20 protein-coding genes, 1 tRNA gene and 1 pseudogene are annotated in these 24,019 nt (G+C 69.2%); 12 read left to right on the plus strand and 10 right to left on the minus strand.

Features of this window, described 5'->3' with window-relative positions; translation table 11 throughout:
- Positions 1-7: 7 nt before the first annotated feature.
- Positions 8-2,404, minus strand: coding sequence for a PBS lyase (locus tag ACZ6RC_RS10020; RefSeq protein ID WP_469580560.1), 2,397 nt, complete (start codon positions 2,402-2,404; stop codon positions 8-10).
- 483 nt (positions 2,405-2,887) lie between these two features.
- On the opposite strand from ACZ6RC_RS10020, the gene ACZ6RC_RS10025 reads away from it, so the two are divergent.
- Positions 2,888-3,859, plus strand: a complete 972-nt coding sequence (locus tag ACZ6RC_RS10025; RefSeq protein WP_469580563.1) for an ATP-dependent DNA ligase — start codon at positions 2,888-2,890, stop codon at positions 3,857-3,859.
- Between the two features lie 40 nt (positions 3,860-3,899).
- Here ACZ6RC_RS10025 and ligD read toward each other — a convergent pair whose 3' ends face one another.
- Positions 3,900-4,784 (minus strand): non-homologous end-joining DNA ligase, encoded by an 885-nt coding sequence (ligD, locus tag ACZ6RC_RS10030; RefSeq protein WP_469580566.1) that lies wholly within the window; start codon positions 4,782-4,784, stop codon positions 3,900-3,902.
- Between the two features lie 59 nt (positions 4,785-4,843).
- On the opposite strand from ligD, the gene ku reads away from it, so the two are divergent.
- Positions 4,844-5,929, plus strand: a complete 1,086-nt coding sequence (ku, locus tag ACZ6RC_RS10035) for a non-homologous end joining protein Ku (RefSeq protein WP_469580569.1) — start codon at positions 4,844-4,846, stop codon at positions 5,927-5,929.
- A gap of 159 nt (positions 5,930-6,088) precedes the next feature.
- Here the strand turns inward: ku and ACZ6RC_RS10040 are convergent, their stop codons facing one another.
- Together ACZ6RC_RS10040 and ACZ6RC_RS10045 are read right to left on the minus strand one after the other, a co-directional pair.
- Complete coding sequence (locus ACZ6RC_RS10040; RefSeq protein ID WP_469580572.1) at positions 6,089-6,925, minus strand: hypothetical protein; 837 nt, start codon at positions 6,923-6,925, stop codon at positions 6,089-6,091.
- A 115-nt stretch (positions 6,926-7,040) separates the two neighbouring features.
- Positions 7,041-8,054 (minus strand): DUF5954 family protein, encoded by a 1,014-nt coding sequence (locus ACZ6RC_RS10045; protein WP_469580574.1) that lies wholly within the window; start codon positions 8,052-8,054, stop codon positions 7,041-7,043.
- 548 nt (positions 8,055-8,602) lie between these two features.
- Here ACZ6RC_RS10045 and ACZ6RC_RS10050 point away from each other — a divergent pair.
- The 3 genes from ACZ6RC_RS10050 (at position 8,603) to ACZ6RC_RS10060 (ending at position 11,185) form a co-directional block, all read left to right on the plus strand.
- Complete coding sequence (locus ACZ6RC_RS10050) at positions 8,603-9,202, plus strand: nuclease-related domain-containing protein (protein WP_469580578.1); 600 nt, start codon at positions 8,603-8,605, stop codon at positions 9,200-9,202.
- A 185-nt stretch (positions 9,203-9,387) separates the two neighbouring features.
- Positions 9,388-9,771 (plus strand): DUF6083 domain-containing protein, encoded by a 384-nt coding sequence (locus ACZ6RC_RS10055; RefSeq protein ID WP_469580580.1) that lies wholly within the window; start codon positions 9,388-9,390, stop codon positions 9,769-9,771.
- A 106-nt stretch (positions 9,772-9,877) separates the two neighbouring features.
- Positions 9,878-11,185: a hypothetical protein gene (locus ACZ6RC_RS10060; RefSeq protein WP_469580583.1), complete on the plus strand. Its 1,308-nt coding sequence runs from the start codon at positions 9,878-9,880 to the stop codon at positions 11,183-11,185.
- Between the two features lie 12 nt (positions 11,186-11,197).
- On the opposite strand, the gene ACZ6RC_RS10065 is transcribed toward ACZ6RC_RS10060, so the two are convergent.
- Positions 11,198-11,788 carry a hypothetical protein gene (locus ACZ6RC_RS10065; RefSeq protein WP_469580586.1) on the minus strand — a complete coding sequence of 197 codons (591 nt, stop codon included), beginning with the start codon at positions 11,786-11,788 and terminating at the stop codon, positions 11,198-11,200.
- A gap of 109 nt (positions 11,789-11,897) precedes the next feature.
- A complete protein-coding gene (locus tag ACZ6RC_RS10070; RefSeq protein ID WP_469580589.1) occupies positions 11,898-12,800 on the minus strand; it encodes a hypothetical protein in 903 nt (300 codons plus the stop codon).
- Between the two features lie 377 nt (positions 12,801-13,177).
- Between ACZ6RC_RS10070 and ACZ6RC_RS10075 the strand changes: the two genes are divergently transcribed.
- Positions 13,178-13,522, plus strand: a complete 345-nt coding sequence (locus ACZ6RC_RS10075) for a hypothetical protein (RefSeq protein ID WP_469580591.1) — start codon at positions 13,178-13,180, stop codon at positions 13,520-13,522.
- A 345-nt stretch (positions 13,523-13,867) separates the two neighbouring features.
- Here ACZ6RC_RS10075 and ACZ6RC_RS10080 read toward each other — a convergent pair whose 3' ends face one another.
- The 3 genes from ACZ6RC_RS10080 to ACZ6RC_RS10090 form a co-directional block, all read right to left on the minus strand.
- Complete coding sequence (locus tag ACZ6RC_RS10080) at positions 13,868-14,470, minus strand: tetratricopeptide repeat protein (protein ID WP_469580593.1); 603 nt, start codon at positions 14,468-14,470, stop codon at positions 13,868-13,870.
- Positions 14,471-14,522: 52 nt separating this feature from the next.
- Entirely contained in the window at positions 14,523-17,225 is a 2,703-nt protein-coding gene (locus tag ACZ6RC_RS10085) for a dsDNA nuclease domain-containing protein (RefSeq protein ID WP_469580596.1), read from the minus strand.
- A 232-nt stretch (positions 17,226-17,457) separates the two neighbouring features.
- The gene (locus tag ACZ6RC_RS10090) at positions 17,458-17,910 is read right to left on the minus strand and encodes a cytidine/deoxycytidylate deaminase family protein (RefSeq protein ID WP_469580599.1); all 453 of its coding nucleotides are present in this window, start codon (positions 17,908-17,910) and stop codon (positions 17,458-17,460) included.
- 167 nt (positions 17,911-18,077) lie between these two features.
- Between ACZ6RC_RS10090 and ACZ6RC_RS10095 the strand changes: the two are divergent.
- Together ACZ6RC_RS10095 and ACZ6RC_RS10100 are read left to right on the plus strand one after the other, a co-directional pair.
- A pseudogene (locus ACZ6RC_RS10095) lies at positions 18,078-18,299 on the plus strand (tyrosine-type recombinase/integrase); the annotation flags it as partial.
- 32 nt (positions 18,300-18,331) lie between these two features.
- A complete protein-coding gene (locus ACZ6RC_RS10100) occupies positions 18,332-18,961 on the plus strand; it encodes a hypothetical protein (protein ID WP_469580601.1) in 630 nt (209 codons plus the stop codon).
- 155 nt (positions 18,962-19,116) lie between these two features.
- Here the strand turns inward: ACZ6RC_RS10100 and ACZ6RC_RS10105 are convergent.
- Positions 19,117-19,188, minus strand: a tRNA-Arg gene (locus ACZ6RC_RS10105).
- Between the two features lie 111 nt (positions 19,189-19,299).
- Between ACZ6RC_RS10105 and ACZ6RC_RS10110 the strand changes: the two genes are divergently transcribed.
- From ACZ6RC_RS10110 to ACZ6RC_RS10125, 4 genes are all read left to right on the plus strand, one after another.
- Complete coding sequence (locus tag ACZ6RC_RS10110) at positions 19,300-19,854, plus strand: response regulator (RefSeq protein ID WP_453613757.1); 555 nt, start codon at positions 19,300-19,302, stop codon at positions 19,852-19,854.
- A gap of 220 nt (positions 19,855-20,074) precedes the next feature.
- Complete coding sequence (gene nrtL, locus ACZ6RC_RS10115; RefSeq protein WP_469580604.1) at positions 20,075-21,208, plus strand: ArgS-related anticodon-binding protein NrtL; 1,134 nt, start codon at positions 20,075-20,077, stop codon at positions 21,206-21,208.
- 11 nt (positions 21,209-21,219) lie between these two features.
- On the plus strand, positions 21,220-22,611 hold the full coding sequence (gene lysA, locus ACZ6RC_RS10120; protein WP_469580606.1) for a diaminopimelate decarboxylase: 1,392 nt from the start codon (positions 21,220-21,222) through the stop codon (positions 22,609-22,611).
- A 107-nt stretch (positions 22,612-22,718) separates the two neighbouring features.
- Positions 22,719-24,017 carry a homoserine dehydrogenase gene (locus ACZ6RC_RS10125; protein ID WP_391139668.1) on the plus strand — a complete coding sequence of 433 codons (1,299 nt, stop codon included), beginning with the start codon at positions 22,719-22,721 and terminating at the stop codon, positions 24,015-24,017.
- The last annotated feature ends 2 nt before the right edge of the window (positions 24,018-24,019 follow it).

Here is a 24,019-nt window from a genome sequence, read left to right on the forward strand (position 1 = left end):
CCGGCCGTCAGCCGAGTCGGCCCCACTCCATCCGGTCGAGGGCCGCGCGGCACAGGGTCACGAGCTTCTCGTCCTGGTGGATGTCGTGGCTGCCCGACCCGTGTTCGCGGACGTTGTGGCGGCGGCGCCTGGCCAGTTCGTCCCGGATCGCCGGCTCGGCGTCCCGCGCCGCCGGGCCCATCTCCGCGAGGCACGCGGCGATGTCCACGCGCGCGTGCGGGTTCTCCTCCCAGGCCCTGAGCAGTACCGGCAGCGTCGACTCCACGTCCCCCGTCACCCGCCACAGGGCCGCCGCGGCCGCCACCCGCACCCACAGGTCCCGGGCCTTCAGGCCAGGACGCAGCGCGGGCGCGCCGTCCGCCGCCGCCGGGCCGATCGAGCCCAGGGCGCGGGCGGCCGCGCACCACTCCGGGTCGGGGACGCCCGGCCGCAGCCACGCCTCCAGAGCGGGCAGGACGGCGACGGCGTCGCCCTCCACCGACCACAGGGCGAGCGCCGCGCTCGCCGAGACCGTCGCCGCGTCGCCGAGCAGCAGCTCCCGGATGTCGGGGACGGCCTCCCGCGCGGCCGGGCCGAAGGCGGCCAGCGCCCGCAGCGCCGCCTCCCGCACCCAGTCCCGCCGGTTCGGCGGCGCCCCGCGCAGCACCCGCAGCACCTCGGGCAGCGCCTGCGCACCCCGGATCGCCGTCAGGGCGAAGAGCAGCGGCGCGGCATGGTCGTACAGCCGGTCGTCCAGCTCGACGCGGGCGAGTCTTCGGCGCAGGGCGGGCGCGAGCGGTACGGCGGCAGGCCCCAGCGCGTCGACGGCGTAGAGCAGTTCGCGGCGGACCTCCGGCTCCGCGAGCGCCTTGGCGAGGAGCGGCACCGCCCGGGCGTCACCCGAGCGGGCCAGGGCGAGCAGCGCCCCGCAGCCCCCGGCGCGCACCCACGCGCTCGCCCCGGCCCCGGCCCCGGGGCGGGAGCCGGCCCGGGCCCCGGCCGGCGGGCCCCACCCCTCCTGGCCCCGGAGAGCGGGGGGCGTCGAGGAGACCCGTGCGGACAGGGCGGCGAGGGCGTCCGCGGCGGGGCCGGTCAGTTCGAAGAGCCGTTCCAGGAACGAGGTGGCGGCCTCGCGCAGCCTCGGGTCGGGGTCGGCGAGCTGGGCCCCGACGAGCCGCACCACCTCGTCGTACCCCCCGCGCCACATCCGTATCAGCCCCCCGCAGAGCCAGATGGCGTCCGAGCGCTGTGACCGGTCGGGGCTGCGCAGTTGGGCGAGGATCAGGGCGATCCGGTCGTCGACACGGTCGTCGAGGGCGGTGTGCAGGGTGCGCAGGAGTTCGTCGGTCCACGGCGTGGCGGCGGGGGTGTACGCCAGGGCGGCGTCGGGCGCGAGCGCGGCGCGGGACCCGGAGTCGCACCCGGGCCCGGAGCCGGATCCGCGACCGTGCCCGGAACCGGGCACGGAGGCGTGGCCCGGCCCCGGCCTCAGGAAGGCGTCCGGGTCCGCGTAGGCGCGCGGGTCCGCCGGTCCTCCCTCGCCGAAGCGGCCCGAGGAGCCGGCGGAGCCGGAACCGAAGGAGCCAGGGGAACCAGGGGAGCCAGGGGAACCGAAGGAGCCAGGGGAGCCAGGGGAACCGACGGAGCCCGAGTCGGAGGGGACCGAAGGCTCCGGTGGGGCCGCACGCACCTCGTCCAGCAGCGCGGCCACCTGCTCGGCGACGTCCGCCGGGACCTCGGCGGGCGCGCAGCGGGCCAGCTGCGCCAGGGCCGCCAGCCGAAGGCCGGGGGCCTGGGCCGCGCGGGTGAGCCAGCCGAGCCAGTCGACCGTCTCCGCCCGCAGCGACTCGTGCCGCCGGGCGATCCGCCCGACCGCCTCCACCAGGGCCAGCCGTACCTCCGTATCGCACTCGACCGTCAGCCGCTCCCGCAGCAGCGTCAGGACGCGCGCCGGCTCGGGATGCATCGAGGCGAGCGCGCAGGGGGCGGCGAGCCGCACCTCCGGGTCGGGGTCGCCGACGAGCGAGAGGAAGACGTCGGCCCCGGCGGCGACGGCGGCCGAGGCCATCGCGTAGTTGGCGGCCGGGATGAACTCGCCGTCCTCCGCGTCGAGCTGGTCCAGCTCGTCGAGATCCTCGTCCGCGCCGAGGTCGATGCCGCCGATGCTGGTCAGCAGCTCCACGATGCCGCCGCGGTCCTGGACGGCCGGGTCGGCGACGAGTTCGAGGAGGAAGGGGATGCAGGCGAGCGTCGAGTCGTACACATCGCCTTGGTGGTGCACGGTGCCGTACATGCCGTCGAGTGCGACCTCGCGCTCCGTGGAGTCGTCCGAGGCGAGCCCGCGCAGCAGCTCCGGAACGTCGTCCGCGGGGCCGTACGCATGCCCCAGCGAGGCCCAGTCGACCTCCTCGATCCCCGTCAGCATGCGGCCGCCGCCTTCCCCGTGAGCGCTGTACCAGGCAGCAAGTGTGCACCACGTCACCGTCAACAAGGGCCCGCTGAACGGACGCGTCCCGCGAACACGGCGCGAGGCGCTTGCTTTGCGCCACCCGGCGCACGCGCCAGGGGAGTTGACTCCGGCGGATCGGCGTGCAACCCCGCGACGGCTCGACGGCGACGCGGCGGCGACACGCTGGCGACCGGGGGCCGCCACGGCGTCGACGCGACGGCAGGGGCCAAGCGGACGAGCCGTACGGACCCGCCCCGGCCGGGGGAACCGACCTGTGCACCGACCCCGAACCCGCAGGCCACGCGCGGATCGCGGCCAGCCGAACCGTGCCCGCACCGACCCGGAACCCGCAGGCCACGCGCCTCCTCGGGCTCCGCTGCCCGCCGTCTCCGTGTGTCTCATGGCTGAATCGGCCGGGATCGGGGAGTAGCGGCGAGCCTCACGGGTGACCTCTGAGCCGTGGACCTCCCCCGTATCGCCCCGATGCTCGCCACGGCCGGCGCGCTGCCGCCCGCCCGGCAGGACACCGCATGGGCCTTCGAGACGAAACAGGATGGCCAAAGAGCGATCTTCTACCTCCCCGGGGACGGCAGGCTGGTGGTCCGTTCGCGGTCGGGCGAGGACGTCACCGCCGCCTACCCGGAGCTGGGGCCGCTCGGCCGGGCGCTGCCGATGGGGCGTACGGCGGTCCTCGACGGGGAGATCGTCATGCTCGACGAGAACGGGCACAGCGACTTCGCCCGGCTCCAGCCGCGGTTCGGTCTGGCGGCCTCTCCCGCGCGGGCGAGGCAGCTCGCCGCGCGGGACCCGGTGCACGCGGTCCTGTTCGACGTCCCGTTCCTGGACGGTCGGCTGCTGACCGGCCGGACCTGGGCGCAGCGCCGGGGGGAACTCGAAGGTCTCGCGCTGAGCGGCCCGACCTGGTCGACCCCGGGCGCCCTCATCGGCCACGGCGAGACCGCGCTGCGCGCGACCCGCGAGCACGGGCTGGAGGGCCTGGTCTGCAAGCGGATCAGCTCCCGTTACGAGCCGGGCGAACGCTCCCGCCACTGGATCAAGATCCGCAACATGCGCACCGCCGACATCGTCGTCGGGGGCTGGCTCCCCGGCGGCGGCCGGCTGACCGGCCTGCCCGGCTCGGTCCTGATGGGCCAGCGGCACGCGGGCGGGCTGCGCTACGTCGGCAGCGTGGGCACCGGCTGGAGCGAACCGGAACGCGCCGACCTGGCCCGGCTGCTGTACGCCGCCGAGATCGAGGAGTGCCCCTTCTCCGAGGTGCCACCGGTGGCCGGGGCGCACTGGGTGCTGCCACGGCTGGTGGGCGAGGTCCGCTACGCCGTCCGCACCCGGGCCGGAATGCTCCGCCAGCCCTCCTGGCTGCGCCTGCGCCCGGACCTGACACCGGAGACCTCGGCGGCGGACTTCGACTGACACTGAGCACCCCGCCCACCCCTCACCCCCGCCGAGCGGGTCAGGGCAGGACCCCGGCCCTCTCCGGTTCGAAGAGCCCCCCGAGGAGGTCCCCGTACCGCTCGATGCGTGGCGCGATGTCGTCCATGACGAGGTCGAGCCGCGCCGGGTCGTCGCACGCCTCGACCTCCTCCCAGGTCACGGGCGCGGAGACGGTCGGCCGTGCCCGGGCGCGCAGGGTGTAGGGCGTGGCGGTGGTCTTGGCGGCGGCGTTCTGACTGTGGTCGACGAAGACCTTGCCGGGCCGCAGGGCGCGGTTCATCCGGTGTACGACCAGCGCGGGGTGGTCCGCCTCGGCCTGGACGGCGAGCTGCTTCGCGTACGCCGAGACCTCCTCGGAGGGCGTCGGCTCCAGGGGTACGAGGAGGTGGAGGCCCTTGGACCCGGAGGTCTTGGCGTAGGCCTCCAGGCCGTCGGCGGCGAGCCGCTCGCGCAGCCAGAGGGCGACCCGGCAGCACTCCACGACGGTGGCGGGCGGCCCCGGGTCGAGGTCGAAGACGATGCGGTCGGCGACGGCGGGGGCGTCGTTGCGCCACTGGGGCGTGTGGAACTCCACGACGAGGTTCGCCGCCCACATCAGCGAGGCGAGGTCCTGGACGACGATCTGGCGGGCGCGGGGGTCCTCGGAGCGGGGCACCGGCGCGGTGGTCACCCAGGTGGGCGTGCCGGGCGGCGGGTTCTTGGTGAAGAAGAGCTGCCCGTCCGGGCCGTCGGGATAGCGCAGGAAGGACACCGGCCGGTCCCGCAGATGGGGGAGGAGGGCGTCCGCGACGGTGGCGTAGTAGTGCAGCAGCTCGCCCTTGGTGGTGCCCGTGGCCGGGTGGAGGACCTTGTCCAGATTGCTGAGGGCCAGGCGCCGCCCCTCCACCTCCGTGATCGGCGTCATAGGATGAGAATCCCACGAATCCGGCATTTCTGTGCAAGCCCACACGGAAGGGATGAAACGTGCGATCCATTTGGAACGGCGCCATCTCCTTTGGCCTGGTCAGCATCCCGATCAAGCTGGTGAACGCCACCGAGAGCCGGTCCGTGTCCTTCCGCCAGATCCACACCGAGGACGGCGGCCGCATCCGCTACCGCAAGGTGTGCGAGCTGGACGGCGAAGAGGTCACCCAGGCCGACATCGGCAAGGCGTACGAGGACGCGGACGGGACCATGATCCCGATCACCGACGACGACCTGGCGTCCCTTCCGCTCCCGACGGCGAAGACGATCGAGATCGTCTCCTTCGTCCCGGCGAACGAGATCGACCCGCTCCAGATGGACGCCGCGTACTACCTCTCGGCGAACGGCGTACCCGCCGCCAAGCCGTACACCCTGCTGCGCGAGGCGCTGAAGCGCAGCGACAGGGTGGCGGTGGTGAAGTACGCCCTGCGGGGGCGGGAGCGGCTCGGGATGCTCCGGGTGGTGGAGGACGTGATCGCGATGCACGGCCTGCTGTGGCCGGACGAGATCCGCGCCCCGGAAGGCGTGGCCCCGGAGACGCCGGTGTCGGTGCGGGAGGCCGAACTCGACCTGGCGGACGCCCTGATGGCGACGCTGGGCGAGGTCGACATCACCACCCTGCACGACGACTACCGGGAGGCGGTCGAGGAGATGATCGCCGCGAAGGCGGAGGGCGGCGAGGCCGTGGCGCCCCCGGAGCCGGCGTCGGAGGGCGGCGGCAGGGTGATCGACCTGATGGCGGCGCTGGAGAGCAGCGTCCGCGCGGCCAAGGAGGCCCGCGGCGAGCAGCCGTCCGCGCCGGCGGCGGAGAAGCCGGCCTCGGTGACGGAGCTCAAGCCGCGGAAGAAGACGGCGGCGACGAGGAGCAGGACGACGCCGAAGGAGACGGACGCGAAGAAGTCGACCTCGAAGACGGCGGTGAAGAAGACGGCCGAGCCGGCCCGGAAGTCGACGGCGAAGAAGGCGGCGGCGAAGAAGACGACGTCGGGGTCGGGGTCTTCGAAGGCGTCGACGTCAGGGTCGAAGGCGTCGACGGCGAAGAAGTCGCAGGCGAAGAAGGCGACACCGCGCAAGCGCTCGGCGTGACGGCGGGCCGTCGGACGGGCGTGACGGCGGGCCGTCGGACGGGCGTGACCGCGGGCGGCGTAACGGCTCAGCGGCTCAACGACCCCTGCCGCGATACCCGGCGCCCCCTCCCCGAGCACCGGCCCGCCTCCTCCCGAGCACCAGGCACCCCCGCTGCCCCTACCGGCCGGCTGCCGCCCGCGGCTCCCGCAGCAGCTCCCGCAGCGAGCTGGTCATGGCGGCGACGAACCGCTCGCGCTCGGCCTCTCCGACGAGGTCGAGCGAGAGGTACGGATTGAGGTCCTCCAGTTCGACGAGGAGGAGTTCCCCGTCCGGCGCCCGGCAGGCGTCGACGCGCTGGATCCCGTACGGCAGGTCGTTCCAGTCCACGAACCGCCGGGCGAACTCCAGGTCCGGGCCGGTCGGCTCGTACGGCCGGAGCACCCAGCGGGCCTCCGGGTCGGGTGCGTGGAGCGCGTACTGGAAGTCGCGCCCGACGAAGTAGAACGACACCTCGTAGGTGAACGGGATGCGCGGCTGTACGAGCATGCCGGCCGGGTCGACGTCCGCGAGGTCCGCCCCGTCGACGAAGCGCAGGCCGACCGAGTCGGCGCCGAGGAGCGGTTTCACGACGTACTCGTCGGCCTTCGGCAGCCTCGCGAACTCCTCGCGGTGCCCCGCCGTGGGAATGACCGGAAATCCCTCCCTCGACAGATGGAGGAGGTACTCCTTCCCGGCCATGTCGCCCTTGCCGGTGAGGGAGTTGAACATCCGGGTGCCGGCGGCGAGCGCGGCGGCGCGGAAGCGGTCGTACGCCTCCTGGTAGTGGAGGACGGGGCCGCTGTTGCGGACGACGACGGCGTCGAAGCGGTCGATCAGCGCGGCGGCGTCGAGGGGGTGGACGAGGGCGAGATCGAACTCCTCGCGCAGCCGGCCGGAGAGCCAGATGTCCTCGTCGCAATAGCGGCGGCCGCGCGCCTGATAGCCCAGGTCGGTGACGTAAAGAAGCGATCCCATGCGGTCATCCTCGCACCGCGCGGAAACCCGGCGGCTGGTCCCCTCCGCGGGTCTCTCCGCGAGGGAACTCTGCGACCGGTCCCCTCCGCACGCCTCCCCCCGGCCGCCTCCCCCCTCACCCCTCGGTCGCGTAGTGGACGGTCCCGTCCTCGTCCATGGTCGGGTGCATCTTCATGGGCCCGTAGTCGTCGACGTCCGAGGGGCGGGGCGGCTCGGGCCCGTCGGGTCCGAAGCGGACCAGGCGCGAGATCCGGCAGATCCGGAAGACCCGGTCGTCCACCCGCGCCTCGTCGGCTCGCCCGGCCGCCCGGAACCGCTCGCCGGCGAGGCGGTAGCGCTCGCGCTTCTCGTCGTCGAACTCGTAGAGGAGGGGCCAGGTGGAGGTCATCCCGTCGTACAGCAGCCGCCGGGCGTCGTGCGGGGTCGGCATCAGACCGCCGCGGGGCCGCCACCCCTCCCCGCGCCGCTCGGCGATGCCGAAGACGACCGGCAGCAGGGCGATGTCCGCGTGCGAGGCGACGGCCCGCAGCGAGTCATCCCGTACGGCGGCGGGAAAACGCTCCCCGGAGTACACGAACTCGCGCATCCCCAGCTTCAGGACCTCGTCCATCAGCCCTTCCTCCCGTACGGGATCCAGGACGAACCCCTTGTCCGGGGAGGCGGCCGTGTGCTTCTCCTCCCAGCCCGGGTCGACCGGCTCGGGATCGGTGGCGCGGGGCGGCTCGAGCCCGTCGTCCCCGCAGCGCGCGAACTCGTCACCCCGGACGACCCGGTACCGCTCCCCGCGGACCCGGACCTCGTCGACGGACTCCCGCTCCATGATTGCGACGGCGGCGAGGAGATCACGGCGCACGGCGGGGTCGTCGGTGTCGTCCTTGGCGCGGAACCACAGCATCGAATGCAGCCCGTCCCGTGCCTCCTGCGGCGTCGCCCCCCGCATCTCCACGACCACCTCCCACCCCCGCTCCCGCTCCACCGCCACCCCGAACACCGCCCCCCGCACGGCAACGCCCGGATAGAGGGCGGAAGCCCGCGCGGCATCGGTCTCCCGCACCCAGGCGACCGGATCACCCTCCCGTTCGAGCGCGTCACGCATCCGATCGATCCGTCGCTTCCAGTCATCATTCATGCGCGCATTGTGATCCGCTCCGTCGGGTGCCCGGGCGGATTTCCCTCAACTCCCCCCGATCGGGGACGAGAAGGCGTCCGACTCCCGGGCGCTCTTGTGCGGTTCGTCCCCTGCTGCTGCGATAGCGGCGGGGATGACACAGGTCAGGGGGCGGGATGAGCGGTCTGAGAGTCAGTGAGTGGAAGCGGCCCGGGCACGATCGGCTGTACGTGAACCTGCCCGACGGCACGGCGGTCGCGTGGGCGGACCGCCGCACGGGCAGGGTGCAGGTGCTCGCGGAGGAGTACCGGCGGGCGGCCCTGGAAGCCCTCCGGCCGCACCTCGCCGCGGCGCCTCCACCGTCGTCCCCGAAGGCGCCGCCCTCCCCGGCGCCCCCACCACCCGCCCGACCTCCGGCGCCGACCCCGGTTCGCAGCCCGTCCGGGGTCCGGACACCTCCCGTGACCCCTCCCACGACCCCTCCCGCGACGCCTCCGGCTGCCGCCCGAGCGGCGCGCGGGGGGCACGTACCCCGCTTACCGGCCCTGACGACCGCCGACGACCTGGCCTTGAACCGGCCCGGGGCCGCCCTCCTCTCCCTCATCGCCGCGAAGGGGCCGACCCGGCTTGAGAGGGCCTGGGCGCGACTGTGCCGGCGCCCTTCCGAGTGGGATCCGTGGTTCGCCGGGCTGGCGGGGGAGCGGCGGGTGGGCCGGGAGCTGAAGCGGCTGTCCCCGTACGGCTGGCGGGCGCTGCACGGCATCACGCTTCCGTCGGGTGCGGACATCGACCATCTGCTCGTCGGGCCGGGCGGGGTGTTCTGCATCAACACCAAGCACCACGCGGGGAAGCCGGTGTGGGTCGGGGACACGATGGCCCGGGTCGGCTTCGGGCCCCCCGTCCCCTATGTGGCGGCCAGCAGACGCGAAGCCGACCGCGTGCGCGGGGTGCTGGAGCGCCACTGCGGCTTTCCCGTCCCCGTACGGCCGGCTCTCGTCTTCGTCGGTGTGACCGAGCTGGTCACGGCGTCCGGCGCCCCGGGCGACGTCCACGTCTGCCGTGAACGGGAGGTCTCCGCGCTCGGGCCGCTGAGCGGGGTGCTGGACGCCCACCAGGTGGAGCGGATCCACGACGTCGCTCGCCACCGCCGGGCGTGGACACGGCACTGACGTCTCCGCCGTCCGCACGACCACGGGAACGGACACGACGCGATGTCTCGGCCGCGAGCCGACGGTCGGAAGCTGCCCCATGCACCTGCCGAGTCGACTTCCGTCCCGCCACAGCACAACGACACCATGCGACCTGTCCGATTCGCGCTCTTCGCGCGGCGCTCCGGCTGCCGGACCCTCACGGTATGGGGGATTTCAAGGACAGGCCGCGTCGCCTGGGAGGCGGGCAGTCGCGCTGCCCGCACTGCGGTCTCCTCGCGGACCGCGTGGCGACGGCGGAACACGACTGGGTCCTGCTGGAGCCGGATGTCATGCCGCCGGCGCACAGGGTGCCGGCGGAGCACCGGTGGATCGTGCTGTCCGACGGCCGGGTGACCGTCTACGGCGTCTGCCCGCCGGTACCGGAGCAGCGCTGCCGCATCGAACACCGGCTCGCCTGCGCGGCCCGACCGCTGCCGGACCTGTGGCCGTGGCTGACCTCCCTGCGCGGCGAGAACGCGCGGCGAGCGTCCCGCCAGGCCGAACCGACGCTCCCCCCACCCCCGCAGGAGTGGCCGGACGCCGGATGACCGGGCGAGCCCAGGGCCGCGCGCGCCACCCGCATCACCCGTGCTTCACCCGTACGGCGTGGAGGGGCGGCTTGGCCCCGCCGACCGGGCTCGGCACTGTGCCGGTATGAACGCACAGCGCACCCCGTCCTGGAGGGCCGCCGCCCCCTGGATCCTGATGGCGGCCGGCCTGGCAGCGACCGCGGTCGAACTGGCCCTGTTCGGTGCGGAGGACGTGACGGGAGCACTGACGTACGCCGGCCGGATCAGCGGTGTCGTCTTCCTGACGGCGGCGGCCCTCGAAGTCGTCGCCCTCGGCTCCCTGCTCAACCTTCCGCAGCCCCGTCCGGCGACCTACTCGGGCGCCTTCGTCATCCTCGGCGTCCTGATCGCGCTGCTGACCAATGTCGTCCTGCTCATCCTGCACCTGGACGGCAGCTTCACCCCGTACGCGCTCTTCCTCGTCCTGCTGCCGTGGTCCTGCTGGGCTCTCCTCCGGCTCTATCGGGCCGGGGTGTTCCGGCATGTGCCCCACGCCAAGGGGTTCGCGGCGGGCGTGGTGCTCGCGGGGATTCTGGCGGTCGCCAACTTCACCCACGCGCAGGTCTACCAGCCCTACACGGCGACGGCGATGCTCACGACCTCCGTCGACTTCGGCCCCGCCACCGCCCTCACTCCGGACGGCGCGGTCAGCGTCCCGGTGCGCCTGCGCACTCGTAACACCGGCAAGGTCGGCGTGTACGTCCTCGGCTCCCTCTACCAGGTGAGCGGACGCGAACACTCCTACGTCGACAAGCCCCGCCCGGACACGGACTGGCTCCAGGACCTCAACAGCCGCCAGAGGGACCTCATGCGCTATACGGACGTCATTCCCGGCCGCTACGAACTCCTCTCCCAGGGCCAGTTCATCGGCCGATCCGGCCCCGCGGCCATGGTGCTCGACCCGGGCGCCGACGTCGTGACGGAACGGGTCGTCCAATTCCCGAAGGAGAAGTCCTACGAAGTGCTCGCCGCCACCGCGAACATCGTCTTCCTCAGAAAGGACCGGGCGAAGCTCCTCGACGACTACGCCGCCTCCGGCGCCAGCTCCTGGACGAAGGAATTGCGCCACGGCTCCACGAACAAGGCCCCGGAATGGGTCACCCATTCCGCCCCCGTCGACACCTTCCGCCACCAGTCCCGCATCGCCCACAGCACCGCGGTCCTGGAGAACACCCGCGCCCCGCATTACGTCACCGTCTGGTGGGCCCTGCACACCCCGACGTCGGAAATCCCCTTCGCCCCCGACCTCGTGGCCGTAGTAGGCACGAAGGAAGACCTGAACCACGCACCGACCGCGACACAAAGACACCGCATGCGGGAACGCTACGGCCTCGCCTACGCCCCGAGCGGCTCCATCCACAGATCCCTCCCCGCCCTCCTGAAGACGCCATGACCGGGCCAGGGGCTATGGGTGCGCTCCGACCTCCGGGTCGTACCAGTCGGGCAGGTCTTGAGTGGCGCGCACCTCGAGCCGCATGAGTGCGCGCACATGGGCTTGCTGGGCCACGATGAGGTCAAGGAGCCCGATGACCTGATCGAGGCCCGCCTGCCGAGCGGGCGAGTCCGCCTGCCCTGCCAACCTCATCAGCAGTCCATATGCCTTGGTGAGTTGTGTGTTCACCTGGCTCTCGATCTTGAGAACAGGGTCGCTCGCCACCAGCTGCGCTTCAGCGCGCGCATCGCGCTGAGCCTGTCGCGCGCCCCTCAACTCGGTAGTTTCCGCCTCATCGAGACCTTGCTTGAGCGCGTAGGCATAGGCGAGCATCGCGTCTCTGTAAGCGCGATCCTGGGTGTGCAGCTGCACATAACACACACGAAGCTGATCGATCCTGAGCTGATCCTCAGCGGCTCGCTGCTCCGCGACGCGAACCCGCTCTTCTCGCTCCGCCCGCTGTAACTCGGCCCGTCGAGACAGCATCTGCGTGATCACGGCCGACGCCAGTGTCCCGCCGACCCCGACGATGGCAACAATCATGGAAATGATCGCGCTGGACATGCCGTCCTCCCCTTTTCCCTCGGCCTCCTCTGACGCCCAGGCGGCTGACCAGGAGCCTGGCCTTCTGTCTCCGCTCTCCCGCCCAGGCGCCTCGCCCTTCTCCCGCCGCTCAGCTCGGCCGGCGCTTGCGCAGGAGCGAAGTCCTCGCCTTCAGGGTTCCCGCTGCCGGCGGGGTTTGGACGACAGTGTCGTCCGCTTCCTGCTCCGCGACGTGGCCAATGGAGGACTCGTGCTCCACGACGACGTCCGGGTCCACGATCCGGTGCGTCGGCTTTGACAACTCCAAACTGGAGAGATGCCTTTTCAGCCGCTTCGCCATCGGCAGGTAGGTCGCAAGAGTGAGCCCGCCGGAGATAACGGCCCCGACGACAGGAATGGCCTTCGAGACGGACTTCGCGAAGGTCTGCTTCGTCATCTCAACGCCGAGGTAGGCCGCGACCTTCTTGACGATCGGATAGATGACGCCCTGGGTGAGTGCCTTCTGCGGCAGCTTCTTCGCGACCTGTTTCGACATCAGCCCCGCGACCTTCCCCACGGCCGTGTTCGCCGACTGGGTTCCGCACATGACGCCGATGAAGAGCGTGAGAACTCCCTTGGTCGCGTCATCGATGTCGTCGCTGTCGCCGGCGAACAGATCGGGCCAGCTGTACAGGTAGGCAAGCTTCTGCGCGATACGCAGCATATGGCCGAAGTACTGCGCCATATCGGCGGGCACAGTGGCGGGCAGCGCGATGAAGCCCGGTATGCCGGCAGCCGCGGAGAGGGCGCTGGCCTTGGTGGTTTCGTAGTTGATGGAGTCGTTGGCCGCTTTGTCCAGGATCTCCAGGGGGATACCCGCCGCCGCGGGGGTCTCTTCGATCGCTTTGCGAATGTCATCCTCGGAGCAGTGTCGACCCAAGGCCTTTCGCAGGTACGCCTCCCTGTGGATGCGCACGCCCGGAAGGTTCGCCGCCGCCGCCAGCACCGCGGAGAAACGCGATTCCGGATCTTCGATCACTTTGCTCGTGGCCATGGCGAGAACCTACAGCGCAAGGAGGGAGCCCTCAGGGGAAATCGGTCGTTCCGGTCCGCGCGGGGGTGGCCGGGCCCTCTGATCGTCGGGGTCGTTCGAGCTGAGGCTGCTTCGTACGCCGGTGGCTACGGTCGAGCCTGTGGCCGTCGACTCGTCGCACTCTTCGCCTGCATGTACGTCGGTGGGCTGCGGCCGACGGAAGCGGTGGCTCTGCGTCCCCCGCCTGCACACCCTACGGTCGGCAAGCAAGAGCGTGGAGGTCATGCTGGCCCGGTTTGCGAAGTGCCCCAGCAGCCGCCAGGAGGTGACGAATCGGCGCATCGAGGACCTCTTGAGCACGAGTGATTGTGGCTGGTCAGCTACTGCATACTTCGGGCGTGGACATATCCGATGCAGGTCCAAGTCTCGACGCTTTGTGGACCGACGTGGACAACAACCTGTGCGGTGTCCTGCACGGTTGTAGTGACGCCTCCGCCGTGGCCGCTTGCTTCGTCCGAGTCGGCTGGAGCTCGCGATCGTCATCCTGGGACGGCTACGAGGTGGAAACCAGCTGGTGCCAGGTGGAGATCGATCCGGTCGACGGCTCGGACGTTCTGCTCAGCGGAGTCGTGGACCCCGCGCGCCTCGACGAGTTGGGCCGGATCCTCGCTGCTTGTGAGCTCGCGTACACGCTGGAGCTGAGCGACGAGAGCAACACCTCGGTACGAGAGATACGAGGATGATCCACCAGCACTCCAAAGGCCCCTGGACTTGTCAGGGGGACTCCCTCTCGCCTGACGCTTCGCCCCACGGCCCAGGCCGCGAATAGGTCGTAGCCCTGGCACACGCCTGCGCAACGCGAAAGACCCCGTCCTCAGCGTCAACGCTGGTGGCGGGGTTCGGGCACTTCCTGCGAAGTGCCCCCGGCAGGATTCGAACCTGCGCACACGGCTCCGGAGGGCATGCACAGCTCGGGCAGCGAATGAGGCTTGACCTGCAATAACTCGCAGGAGCGCGCGTTATTGCTGATGGTTCACACGCGGATCACACAGACCCACTCGGCCAGCTGGCGACTCCAAGCTCTAGAACTATCCGTAGAAGTTGACTTCTCCAGGTGCCTCGCCTCGTAGCATCCTGGAGAGAACTCCTCTGCATGACTTGAGTTCGAAATGGTTCGCAGGTAGCTGGACTTCCAGGATTGACATGGCCTCCCGCATCGCCCTTACGCCCTCAGGTATGTTGCCGCTGGAATATTCACAGATGGCCATCTTGTAAAGGCAGGTACCGGCCCTGAGGCTATCTCGTCCGAAGCTGTCGACGGAAATCTTGTAGGCCTTCATGAACCATTTGTGTGCCGCTCGATAGTTTTCGTCGAGCAGTAGGGCGCTAGCCATATTGTGGTAGTCGGCGAGCAATTCAGGGTGACTCTCACCGTAAACCATTACGTCGATTTTGATGGCACGACTAGCGGCAGCTACAGCATTTCCGAATTGACGACGCGACGTGTATGCCACCGCCAGGTTTGTCAGTGTGGCTGCCACTTCTCGGTGATCGCGTCCGACAATCTTCTCCTGGTCTTTGAGTGCTGCTTCCAGGGTGGTGCAAGCCGCCACCATATTCCCTTGCGCCATCTGTGCCCGACCGAGGTTTACCTGCACAATTAGGGCGGCGCTTGACTGCCTCGTATTCAAACGCTCATGAATATGAAGGGAGGCCTCGAAAGCTTCGGCTGCTTTATCTGGCTTACCTAGCTCCAGGAGTGCGAGCCCAGCGTTGTTCCAATCGCGCGCGGCGTCCCTGTGTAGCCCCCCCCATGATCTCGAAGGAAATCTCTAGAGCTCTTTGCGCTGCAGTCAGGGCTTCTTTGAATCGAGTAGCCTCCAGATGTGAAAGCCCCAGATTGCTGTAGAGGGTCGCGAGGCCGTTGCGGCTCGAATCTTCCGGATACTCGGAAATCAACTTCTCAAATTCGGCGGCCGCCCCCTTGGCGTCACCCAGTTCTCTGCGCAGAGTGGCCATATTTGCCATGACTGCTGCCCGTGCCGAGGATAGACCATTCTCGGGGTCGAGCGAGTCGAACTGTGCATGCACCGCGTCGTATTCAGCAACAGCATCTCCCAATCGACCCATGAGGCGGAGTACCAATGCTTTATGGGTGCGGAGTGTTAGGATTGATTCCGCGTTGAGTTGGGATGTTAGGGCTAGAGCTTCATCCGCGATTCGAAGTGCCTCATTCCAGCGGTCAGCGCCAGCGAGAGCATCGATCAGAATGGTCTGCACAACTGCGCCGATATTCGCATCGAGTGAGTCCATTCGGCGGTACGTCTCTACCGCTTGCTGCGCGTGGAAGAGACTGGCCTCCGGCGAGCCCTGAGCTCCAAGGTTCATTGAAATAGCGACGTGGAACATGAGGGTGGTGGAGACGAGCTGGCTCTGATCCTCAAGGTGTTCAATAAGAGCCTCGAAGTGCGGCATCATTTGCCGATAATCCGGCCAGTTCCTCGAATCGATAGGGCTATAGCACGCGACCTTGTGGACGAGTGTTGCAGCTGCTTCGACCGACGCTTTCTGCTCCGACGTGGTGAGAGACCCCCGGACGACCGCCTGAGTTAGTGCGTGGCAACTGATTCCCGTCTGCTGTGCATCGATCAGAGAAAATCGCTGCAAATCTGCGACTGCATCAAAAAGGAGAAGAGGGTCCTTCAGCTTCTCCAGAAGGAGGGTAGTACTGGCTGAGATCTTGCCCAACTCGGCGGATGCGAGACTTCCGATTCCGCTTGCATCGCGGGTTGGCTCAACGTCCTCCTGTGAATCATGTCGTGAAATTTCGAACCCGAAGAGTTCGGAAGGAAACACGGTTGATGCAATGTAAGAAAGACCGCCAAGCATTTCCAGCGCGATGGGATGTTGCTCTCGCAATCTTTCGAGGGTGATAGAGAGGGTGGCCGTCAGGCCCATATGCTCTGGTGGTGCAGACCGGTCCAAAAGCTCTCGCGTTCGACGGCGTACCATTCCGCTGTAAACGCTTGGAGAGATTCCTGAGGCGTTGATGTATCCAGCGGCTTGCTTCAAGGCGAGAGGTAATCCGTGTAGAGCATTGTTCAGCTTGGCGAGATCATCCGGAGGGGTTGTAGTGAGCACCCCGGACAAGAGCAATTGAGCCTCGTCCTCGGCCAGCGGAAGAACCTGGACTATCGGTACGTATGACGCCCACCTCTGATCGAGGCTAGAAATTATGAACCGTGCCTCCGATGCCCGTGGGAGGAAACTCACGATCTTGCGATCTGCTGGGGCGCCGTCGAGCAGGATTAAGCCCCGGTGCGTCCGAAAGTATTCCTTCATCTGGTAGATTCCGTCGTTGGAATCGGGTGTAGGCAGGCCGAGTTTCTCGCAGAGTGGAGTCAAGTCCGATCGTATCGATCCCCATGAATCGGCGCGCACCCACCAAATGAATTCGTACTCGTGCTCGTGGCGCCATGCGTATTGCGCGAGCAGCTCACTTTTCCCTACGCCGCTCATTCCGATCAAGGCGATCGCCGGATTTTCGGTGCGCCGCCTGTCAATGACTTCCGCGATCTGGTCGAATATTTCACCGCGCCCCACGAAGTTGGATGCCGGCTCCCTCGACCAAGTATTCGATACGGATCTGCGCTGGGTCAGGCTGATAATGTTGACAGGGGAAAGAGCTTCAGTGACGTCGACGCGTCGGATCGTTCGCCGGGCTACCTTGGAGGAGATTAGAGTGTCTGCATCGAGCGCCACCGGGCTCGCGAGATCGATTGAAGATAAATCGCGATTATCGAGATCTCTGGACTTAAACGCAACAAGAGTCACGATGGAGTCCCAGGCGTCTGACGGTGCAACGCCTAACTGAGCGTCTTTGAGAGATTTTTCTACCGTCGTGAGGATCTCATGAGACCGTAGAGTAACACGATCAGGAATCCCATGCTCGATACGTAGCTTCAGCAAGAATGACTTGGCTTGCTGCTCCCCGCAGCTCAGCTTTTTCGCTACGTCGGTAGTCCAGCTATCTGCCGACTTCCTGGTTAGGGCGGTTGCGAAGGAGAGTGCATCTCCTTGCGTCGGCTTGAGGGCGCCGTTAGTTACGAGTCGACACGATGATTCCGGGGTTGACTTCCAGCGCTCGAATAGCGTTGCTAGGCCGCCCCTGTTCCAGAGGTCAGAGAAGGACCATGGGCCTAGGCTCGGTTCGCGATGCTTTACGGAAACCAGTTCGTAGGTTCCATCGTGATAGCCGAGGATGTAATCGACATGCCACTCGCAAATGATTACTGAAAGCTGGCTGTCGTTGAGCATGGCAAAGCAGTGGCGGGCAGCACACTGATACTGGAAGTTATAGCGCGAAGCCGTGTCGCTACCCGAGTCTTCCACCGGCTCGGATATGAGCAATTTCGCCAGGTCGGAAATATCCCGCTGCCCACCCACGAAGCCTCCAGTTGCGCGTACCACTCTGTGTAACATTCTGACACTGGCAGTGATCGTTAAGCAAGGTGCTTCGCAGCGCATCTGTGGATGGCAGCACGCGCCGTTGGCCTTTGGTATGCATGGACTTCAGCCGTGCGGCAGCACGTTTCTCGTGGCAGGTTCCTCACTGCCTAGTCAGGCTTCGGGGGAGAGGCTTCGCATCGCCTGCTCGGCGCATGCGAAGAGAACTGGGCTACGGCAGCAGGTGCGCATTGGCGGCGCGTGCCCGGTCGGCGAGGTCATACAGCTCAATCACCTCGATCGCCTCGCTGCGGAGGGTCTCCACGCCCACGCAGTCGGCTACCAGGAGGCTTGGCTCGCGCCAGGCGATGACCACTCGCCGGATGGGGGAGCGGAGGATCAGTTGGGTGCAGGTGAGGGGGCGGGACTTGCGTTCCGAGCAGGGTTCCAGCGTGCTGTAGAGCGTGGCGCCGGCCAGTCGGGGGTCATCCTGCGGGAGCTTGGCCAGGGCTGCTTCTTCGGCGTGGACGTGGGCGTCCGTCTCGCGGGAGTAGCCGTTGGCGAGCTCCGCGCCGTCGGCGCCCACGATGATGGCGCCGACCGAGAAGGCGCCCTCGGCCGGCGGGCACTTGCGGGAGAGTTCGATGGCCCGTTCCATCCAGGTCACATCGTCGGCGTGCGTCATGCGGATCCCTCCTGATTGGGCAGGTAGCGGAGAAGGGCCACGTCACCGATGGTGCTGGTCTCGGCGAGGCGCATACGGCGGGTGGACCCGCCGGGGTAGGTGGCGGGGTTCAGAAAGCGGGGGCGCCCGGGTCGCCGACGACTAGCGGGGCGATGGCGAGGTGGACCCCCGACCGGGCCGCCTCGCCGCTCGCGCGTCGGCCGTACGACCTGCGGCACACCTGCATCACGAACTGGCTGAACGCCGGAGTTCCGGTGGCTGAGGTCGCCCGCCGTGCCGGCAACTCGCCAGAGGTCATTCACCGGCGATACGAAGGCTGCATCGACGGCCACGAGGAGCTGAACAACGCGAAGATCGCGAAAGCCATGGGATGGGCAGAACCCCTGTGAGCACGAGGAATGGCTCACACTAATCTGCGCTCATGCGACAAGTGGCGAGCCGGTTAGGGCTGTTGGGGATCCTGTTGGTCATTTCCGGGTGCGGCGGCCGGCAGACGACGACCACGACGGGGTCCGTAACCACGACGGTGGTGCAGGACAGCCAGTGGGTCACTGCGGCGATCTCTGCCGGAGCCGTGCTCATCAGCTCGGCCGCCGCGGTCTGGATCACCCACTACTTCACCGGACGGACCGAGGGGAGGAGGCAACAGCACGCCGACGCCCTGGAGGCCGCGAAGCGCGACCATGAGGCCAAGCTGGCCCACGAGCAGCGCATTCGCGAGCAGGTGATCGCCACCTCTACGACCATCTCGACGATGCTCCAGGACTTCCGGGCGAAGATCGGTGAGGCCACGGAGGCAGCCGACACCCTGGCTGCCACGCTCCTGTACGACGAGTGCGCCGCCGTCGTCCGCCGGCACATGACGACGCCCTGCCCGTCATCGAGGTCATGCCGGACCTGGAGCTCCGGCGGAGGGCCAACGCCGTCTTCGATGCCTATGGCGGGTGGGCGGAAGGAACTGCTGAAGCCTTGTCGAATCTCACGACGCGTCCGGATGCCAGTGGGCTCGACGGGACGCGTGAGCAGTACTACGAGCGGGCGCGACGGGTGATCAGGGAGGCATCCGACTGACGTGTGGCCCACACGCTCCTCACACAGGACCAGTGCGTAACCATGACAAAGGCCCGGACTCAGTGGGACTGAGTTCGGGCCTTCATGCTTGGCACTTCAGCTGGTCAGCGACACTTGCACACTGAGTAGCTGGAGTGCCCCCGGCAGGATTCGAACCTGCGCACACGGCTCCGGAGGCCGTTGCTCTATCCCCTGAGCTACGGGGGCGTCCGCCGCGTTCGGCGGCGACGGGTAGAACCCTACCAGCATCCGGGACGTGCCTGTGAACAGGTATTTCCGTCGCGTCACCGCGTCCTCGTTCCCCCGCACGGGTCGGAAGTGGGCAAAACCCGGACGCAGCCTCTGCCCGCGACCTACTCTCGTCGTGTGTCAGGCGTGCCCGGCCGGGTGCTCGTTGTCGATGACAACCGCGTGATCCGGCAGTTGATCAGGGTCAACCTCGAGCTTGAGGGCTTCGAGGTCGTGACCGCGGCCGATGGTGCCGAGTGTCTGGATGTCGTGCATCAGGTATGTCCTGATGTCGTCACCCTCGACGTCGTGATGCCCCGACTGGACGGGCTGCGGACCGCCGAGCGGCTGCGGTCCGATCCGCGTACCAGTCATCTGCCCGTCGCGATCGTCAGCGCCTGCACCGACTACGACCTGGACGGTGGCGCCGCCGGCATCGACGCGTTCCTCGCCAAGCCCTTCGAGCCCACCGAACTCGTCCGGGTCGTGCGGCAGCTCATGCGCCGGGAAGGCCGGGGACAACACGAGCGCGGTGGCCGGCGCGGGGAGCGCCGTGGTGGCGGGCAGGAGGGGTCGCCGTCCGTCGACGGCAGCAGACTAGGGGCCGGACAGGCGGGGAGCGCGAGCCGCCGCTCGCCTCGATAGCGCCCCCTCCTCCCTCCGGCCCGCCCCCCTCCGACCCTCGTCGCTCCGATGCCCTGCCCTGTCTGCCCGTATCCCCGGTCCCGTATCCCCGGTCCCGTCTTCCCTGTCCTCTTCGCCCGTGAGACCCGGCAGACCCGAGACCCGCCGCCCCCCCCCCCCCCCTGCCCGCATCGCGAAACCGGTTCGCGTTCCGACCCCCCTCCTCCCCTACGCTTGTGCCGTGACCCCCGCGGACCTCTCCCTCACCGTGCTGCACGCCGTGCGCAGCGCGGTCGACCGTGGTGTGCTGCGGGGAACCGTGCCCGAGCGGGTCAAGATCGAGCGGCCCCGGGCCGGGGGACGCGGGGACTGGGTCAGTGGGGTCGCCCTCCAGCTGGCCCGCGAAGCCGGGCTCGCGCCCCGGGACATCGCCGAGATCCTCGCCCGCATCCTCCAAGAGCCACCCCACCCCGAGCCCCGCCCCGCTGCCGGCGACCTCCCCGCCGACGCCACCGAACCCGGCATCCTCCCCCAGCCCCCCCACCCCCAGCCCCCCTTCGCCTCCGTCGACGTCACCGGCCCCGGGTTTCTCAACTTCACCCTCCGGGACGACGCCCAGCAGACCCTCGTGCGCGACATCCTGCGCCTCGGCCCCCGCTACGGATGGCGCCCACCCACCGGGGAACGCGCCCAGCCCGCCTACCGCGCCGACGTACGGGCCGCCGTCACGGCCGACGCCCTGCGGCGCATCCTCGTCTCCCAGGGCTGCCTCGTCCGCACCAGCTGCGAGGACGCCGCCGACCCCGCCTGGACCCGGCTCGGGGTACGGATCGAGGCCCAGGGCAGCCGCGGCCGGCTCGCCACCGACGTCGCACCCCTCCCCGCCCCGTACACCGCCCCCCAGCTCGCCCGGCGCCTCGGCGTCGACGCCGCCCGCTGGGGGCTCCTCGCCGCCGCCGCGCACGACGCGCCCCGGCTCGGCGACGACCTCCTGCGCCAGTCCGAGGGCAACCCCCTCTTCCGCGTCCGGTACGCCCACTCCCGTACCCGCGCCCTCCTCCGCAACGCCGGACAGCTCGGCTTCCGGAGCGCGGCCGAGGAGCACGTTGAGGACGGACGGGAACTCGCCACCCACCTCGGCGACCACCCCCTCGTCCTCGCATCCGCCGCCCGCCTGCGCGCCCCCGACCGGGTCGCCCGGCACCTCGAGGCCACCGCCGACGCGCTGCTCGACTTCCAGCACACCGTGCTGCCCCGCGGCGACGAGAAACCCTCGGCCGCCCACCGTTCCCGGCTCGCGCTCGCCGAAGCCGCCGGGACGGTGCTCGCCGGTGGCCTCTCCCTGCTCGGCATCAGCGCCCCCGACCAGATGTGAAAGATGCAGACATGAGCCGTTCCGCCCACCCCGCCGGGCCCCGTCACGCCGACGTCTACCCCGAGGGCCACTACTCCGCCCCGCCCGCCGACCTCAACCTCCTCGACCCGAAGGTGTGGTCCAGGACCGTCGACCGGGGCGACGACGGCGTCGTGACCGTCGCCGGGCTGCCGGTGACCCGGCTCGCGCAGGAGTTCGGCACACCCGCCTACTTCCTCGACGAGTCCGACTTCCGCGCCCGCTGCCGCGCCTGGGCCGAGGCCTTCGGCGCCGACGCGGACGTCTTCTACGCCGGCAAGGCATTCCTCTCCCGGGCCGTCGTCCGCTGGCTCACCGAGGAAGGGCTCAACCTCGACGTGTGCTCCGCCGGAGAGCTCACCACCGCCCTCGACGCCGGCATGCCCGCCGAACGCATCGCCTACCACGGCAACAACAAGTCGCCCGAGGAGATCCGCCGCGCCATCGAGGCCGGGGTCGGCCGCATCGTCCTCGACTCCTTCCGGGAGATCGTCCGCGTCGCCCACACCGCCCAGTCCCTCGGCAAGCGCCAGCGCGTCCAGATCCGCGTCACCGTCGGCGTCGAGGCCCACACCCACGAGTTCATCGCCACCGCCCACGAGGACCAGAAGTTCGGCATCGCGCTGGCCGGCGGGCAGGCCGCCGAGGCCGTGCGGCGTGCCCTCAAGCTCGACGGGCTCGAACTCATCGGGATCCACTCGCACATCGGATCCCAGATCTTCGACATGGCCGGTTTCGAGGTGTCCGCCCGCCGCGTCGTCCAGCTGCTCGCCGAGGTCCGCGACGAGCACGGCGTCGAACTGCCCGAGATCGACCTCGGCGGCGGCCTCGGCATCGCCTACACCTCCGACGACGACCCCCGCGAGCCCCACCACATCGCCAAGGCCCTGAACGAGATCGTCACCCGCGAATGCGAGTCCGCCGGGCTCCGCACCCCCCGCATCTCCGTCGAGCCCGGCCGCGCCATCGTCGGCCCCACCGCGTTCACCCTCTACGAGGTCGGCACCGTCAAGCCCCTCGAAGGGCTGCGGACGTACGTCAGCGTCGACGGCGGCATGTCCGACAACATCCGCACCGCGCTGTACGACGCCGAATACAGCGTCGCCCTGGTGTCGCGGACGAGTGACGCCGAGCCGATGCTCTCCCGCGTCGTCGGCAAGCACTGCGAGAGCGGTGACATCGTGGTCAAGGACGCGTTCCTGCCCGCCGACCTGGCGCCCGGCGACCTCATCGCCGTGCCCGCCACCGGCGCGTACTGCCGCTCCATGGCCAGCAACTACAACCACGCGCTCCGCCCGCCCGTCGTCGCCGTCCGCGACGGCGCGGCCCGGGTGATCGTCCGGCGCGAGACGGAGGAAGATCTCCTGCGTCTCGATGTCGGCTGATGAAATAGATGTCTCAGGATCCGGACGGAGGGCAGAAACCTCCGTCCGGTGAGTGAGACTGGTCCCACCGTAGAGATACGAAGAAGTACGAGAAACGAGGTCGGATGATGCGTACGCGTCCGCTGAAGGTTGCGCTGCTGGGCTGTGGTGTGGTCGGCTCAGAGGTGGCGCGCATCATGACGACGCACGCCGACGACCTCGCCGCGCGCATCGGCGCCCCGGTCGAGCTCGCCGGCGTGGCGGTCCGCCGCCCCGACAAGGTCCGCGAGGGCATCCCCGCGGAGCTGATCACCACCGATGCCACCGCCCTGGTCAAACGGGGCGACATCGACGTCGTCGTCGAGGTCATCGGCGGTGTCGAGCCGGCCCGCACCCTCATCACCACCGCCTTCGAGCACGGCGCCTCCGTCGTCTCGGCCAACAAGGCGCTCCTCGCCCAGGACGGCGCGAACCTCTACGCCTCCGCCGACCAGCACGGCCAGGACCTCTACTACGAGGCCGCCGTCGCGGGCGCCATCCCCCTGATCCGGCCGCTGCGCGAGTCCCTCGCCGGCGACAAGATCAACCGGGTGATGGGCATCGTCAACGGCACCACCAACTTCATCCTCGACCGGATGGACACCAACGGCGCCGGCTACTCCGAGGCGCTCGACGAGGCCACCGCCCTCGGGTACGCCGAAGCCGACCCGACCGCCGACGTGGAGGGCTTCGACGCCGCCGCCAAGGCCGCGATCCTCGCCGGAATCGCCTTCCACACGCGCGTGCGCCTCGACGACGTCTACCGCGAGGGCATGACCGAGGTCACCGCAGCCGACTTCGCCTCCGCCAAGCGGATGGGCTGCACCATCAAGCTGCTCGCCATCTGCGAGCGCTCCGCGGACGGCGGGTCCGTCACCGCGCGCGTGCACCCCGCGATGATCCCGCTCAGCCACCCGCTCGCCTCCGTCCGCGAGGCCTACAACGCGGTCTTCGTCGAGGCGGAGGCCGCCGGGCGGCTCATGTTCTACGGCCCCGGCGCCGGCGGCTCTCCGACCGCCTCCGCCGTACTCGGCGACCTCGTCGCCGTCTGCCGCAACAAGCTCAACGAGGCCACGGGCCCCGGCGAGTCCGCGTACACCCAGCTGCCCGTGAGCCCCATGGGCGACGTGGTGACGCGGTACCACATCAGCCTCGACGTGGCCGACAAGCCGGGCGTTCTCGCCCAGGTCGCGACGGTCTTCGCCGAGCACGGCGTATCGATCGACACGGTGCGCCAGCAAGGCCGACCCGACGGCGGCGGCGAGGCCTCCCTCGTCGTCGTCACCCACCGCGCGCCCGACGCCGCCCTCTCCGGGACCGTCGAAGCGCTGCGCAAGCTCGACACCGTGCGCGGTGTCGCCAGCATCATGCGTGTTGAAGGGGAGTAAGG

Source organism: Streptomyces sp. NPDC048353 (genome assembly GCF_055587165.1).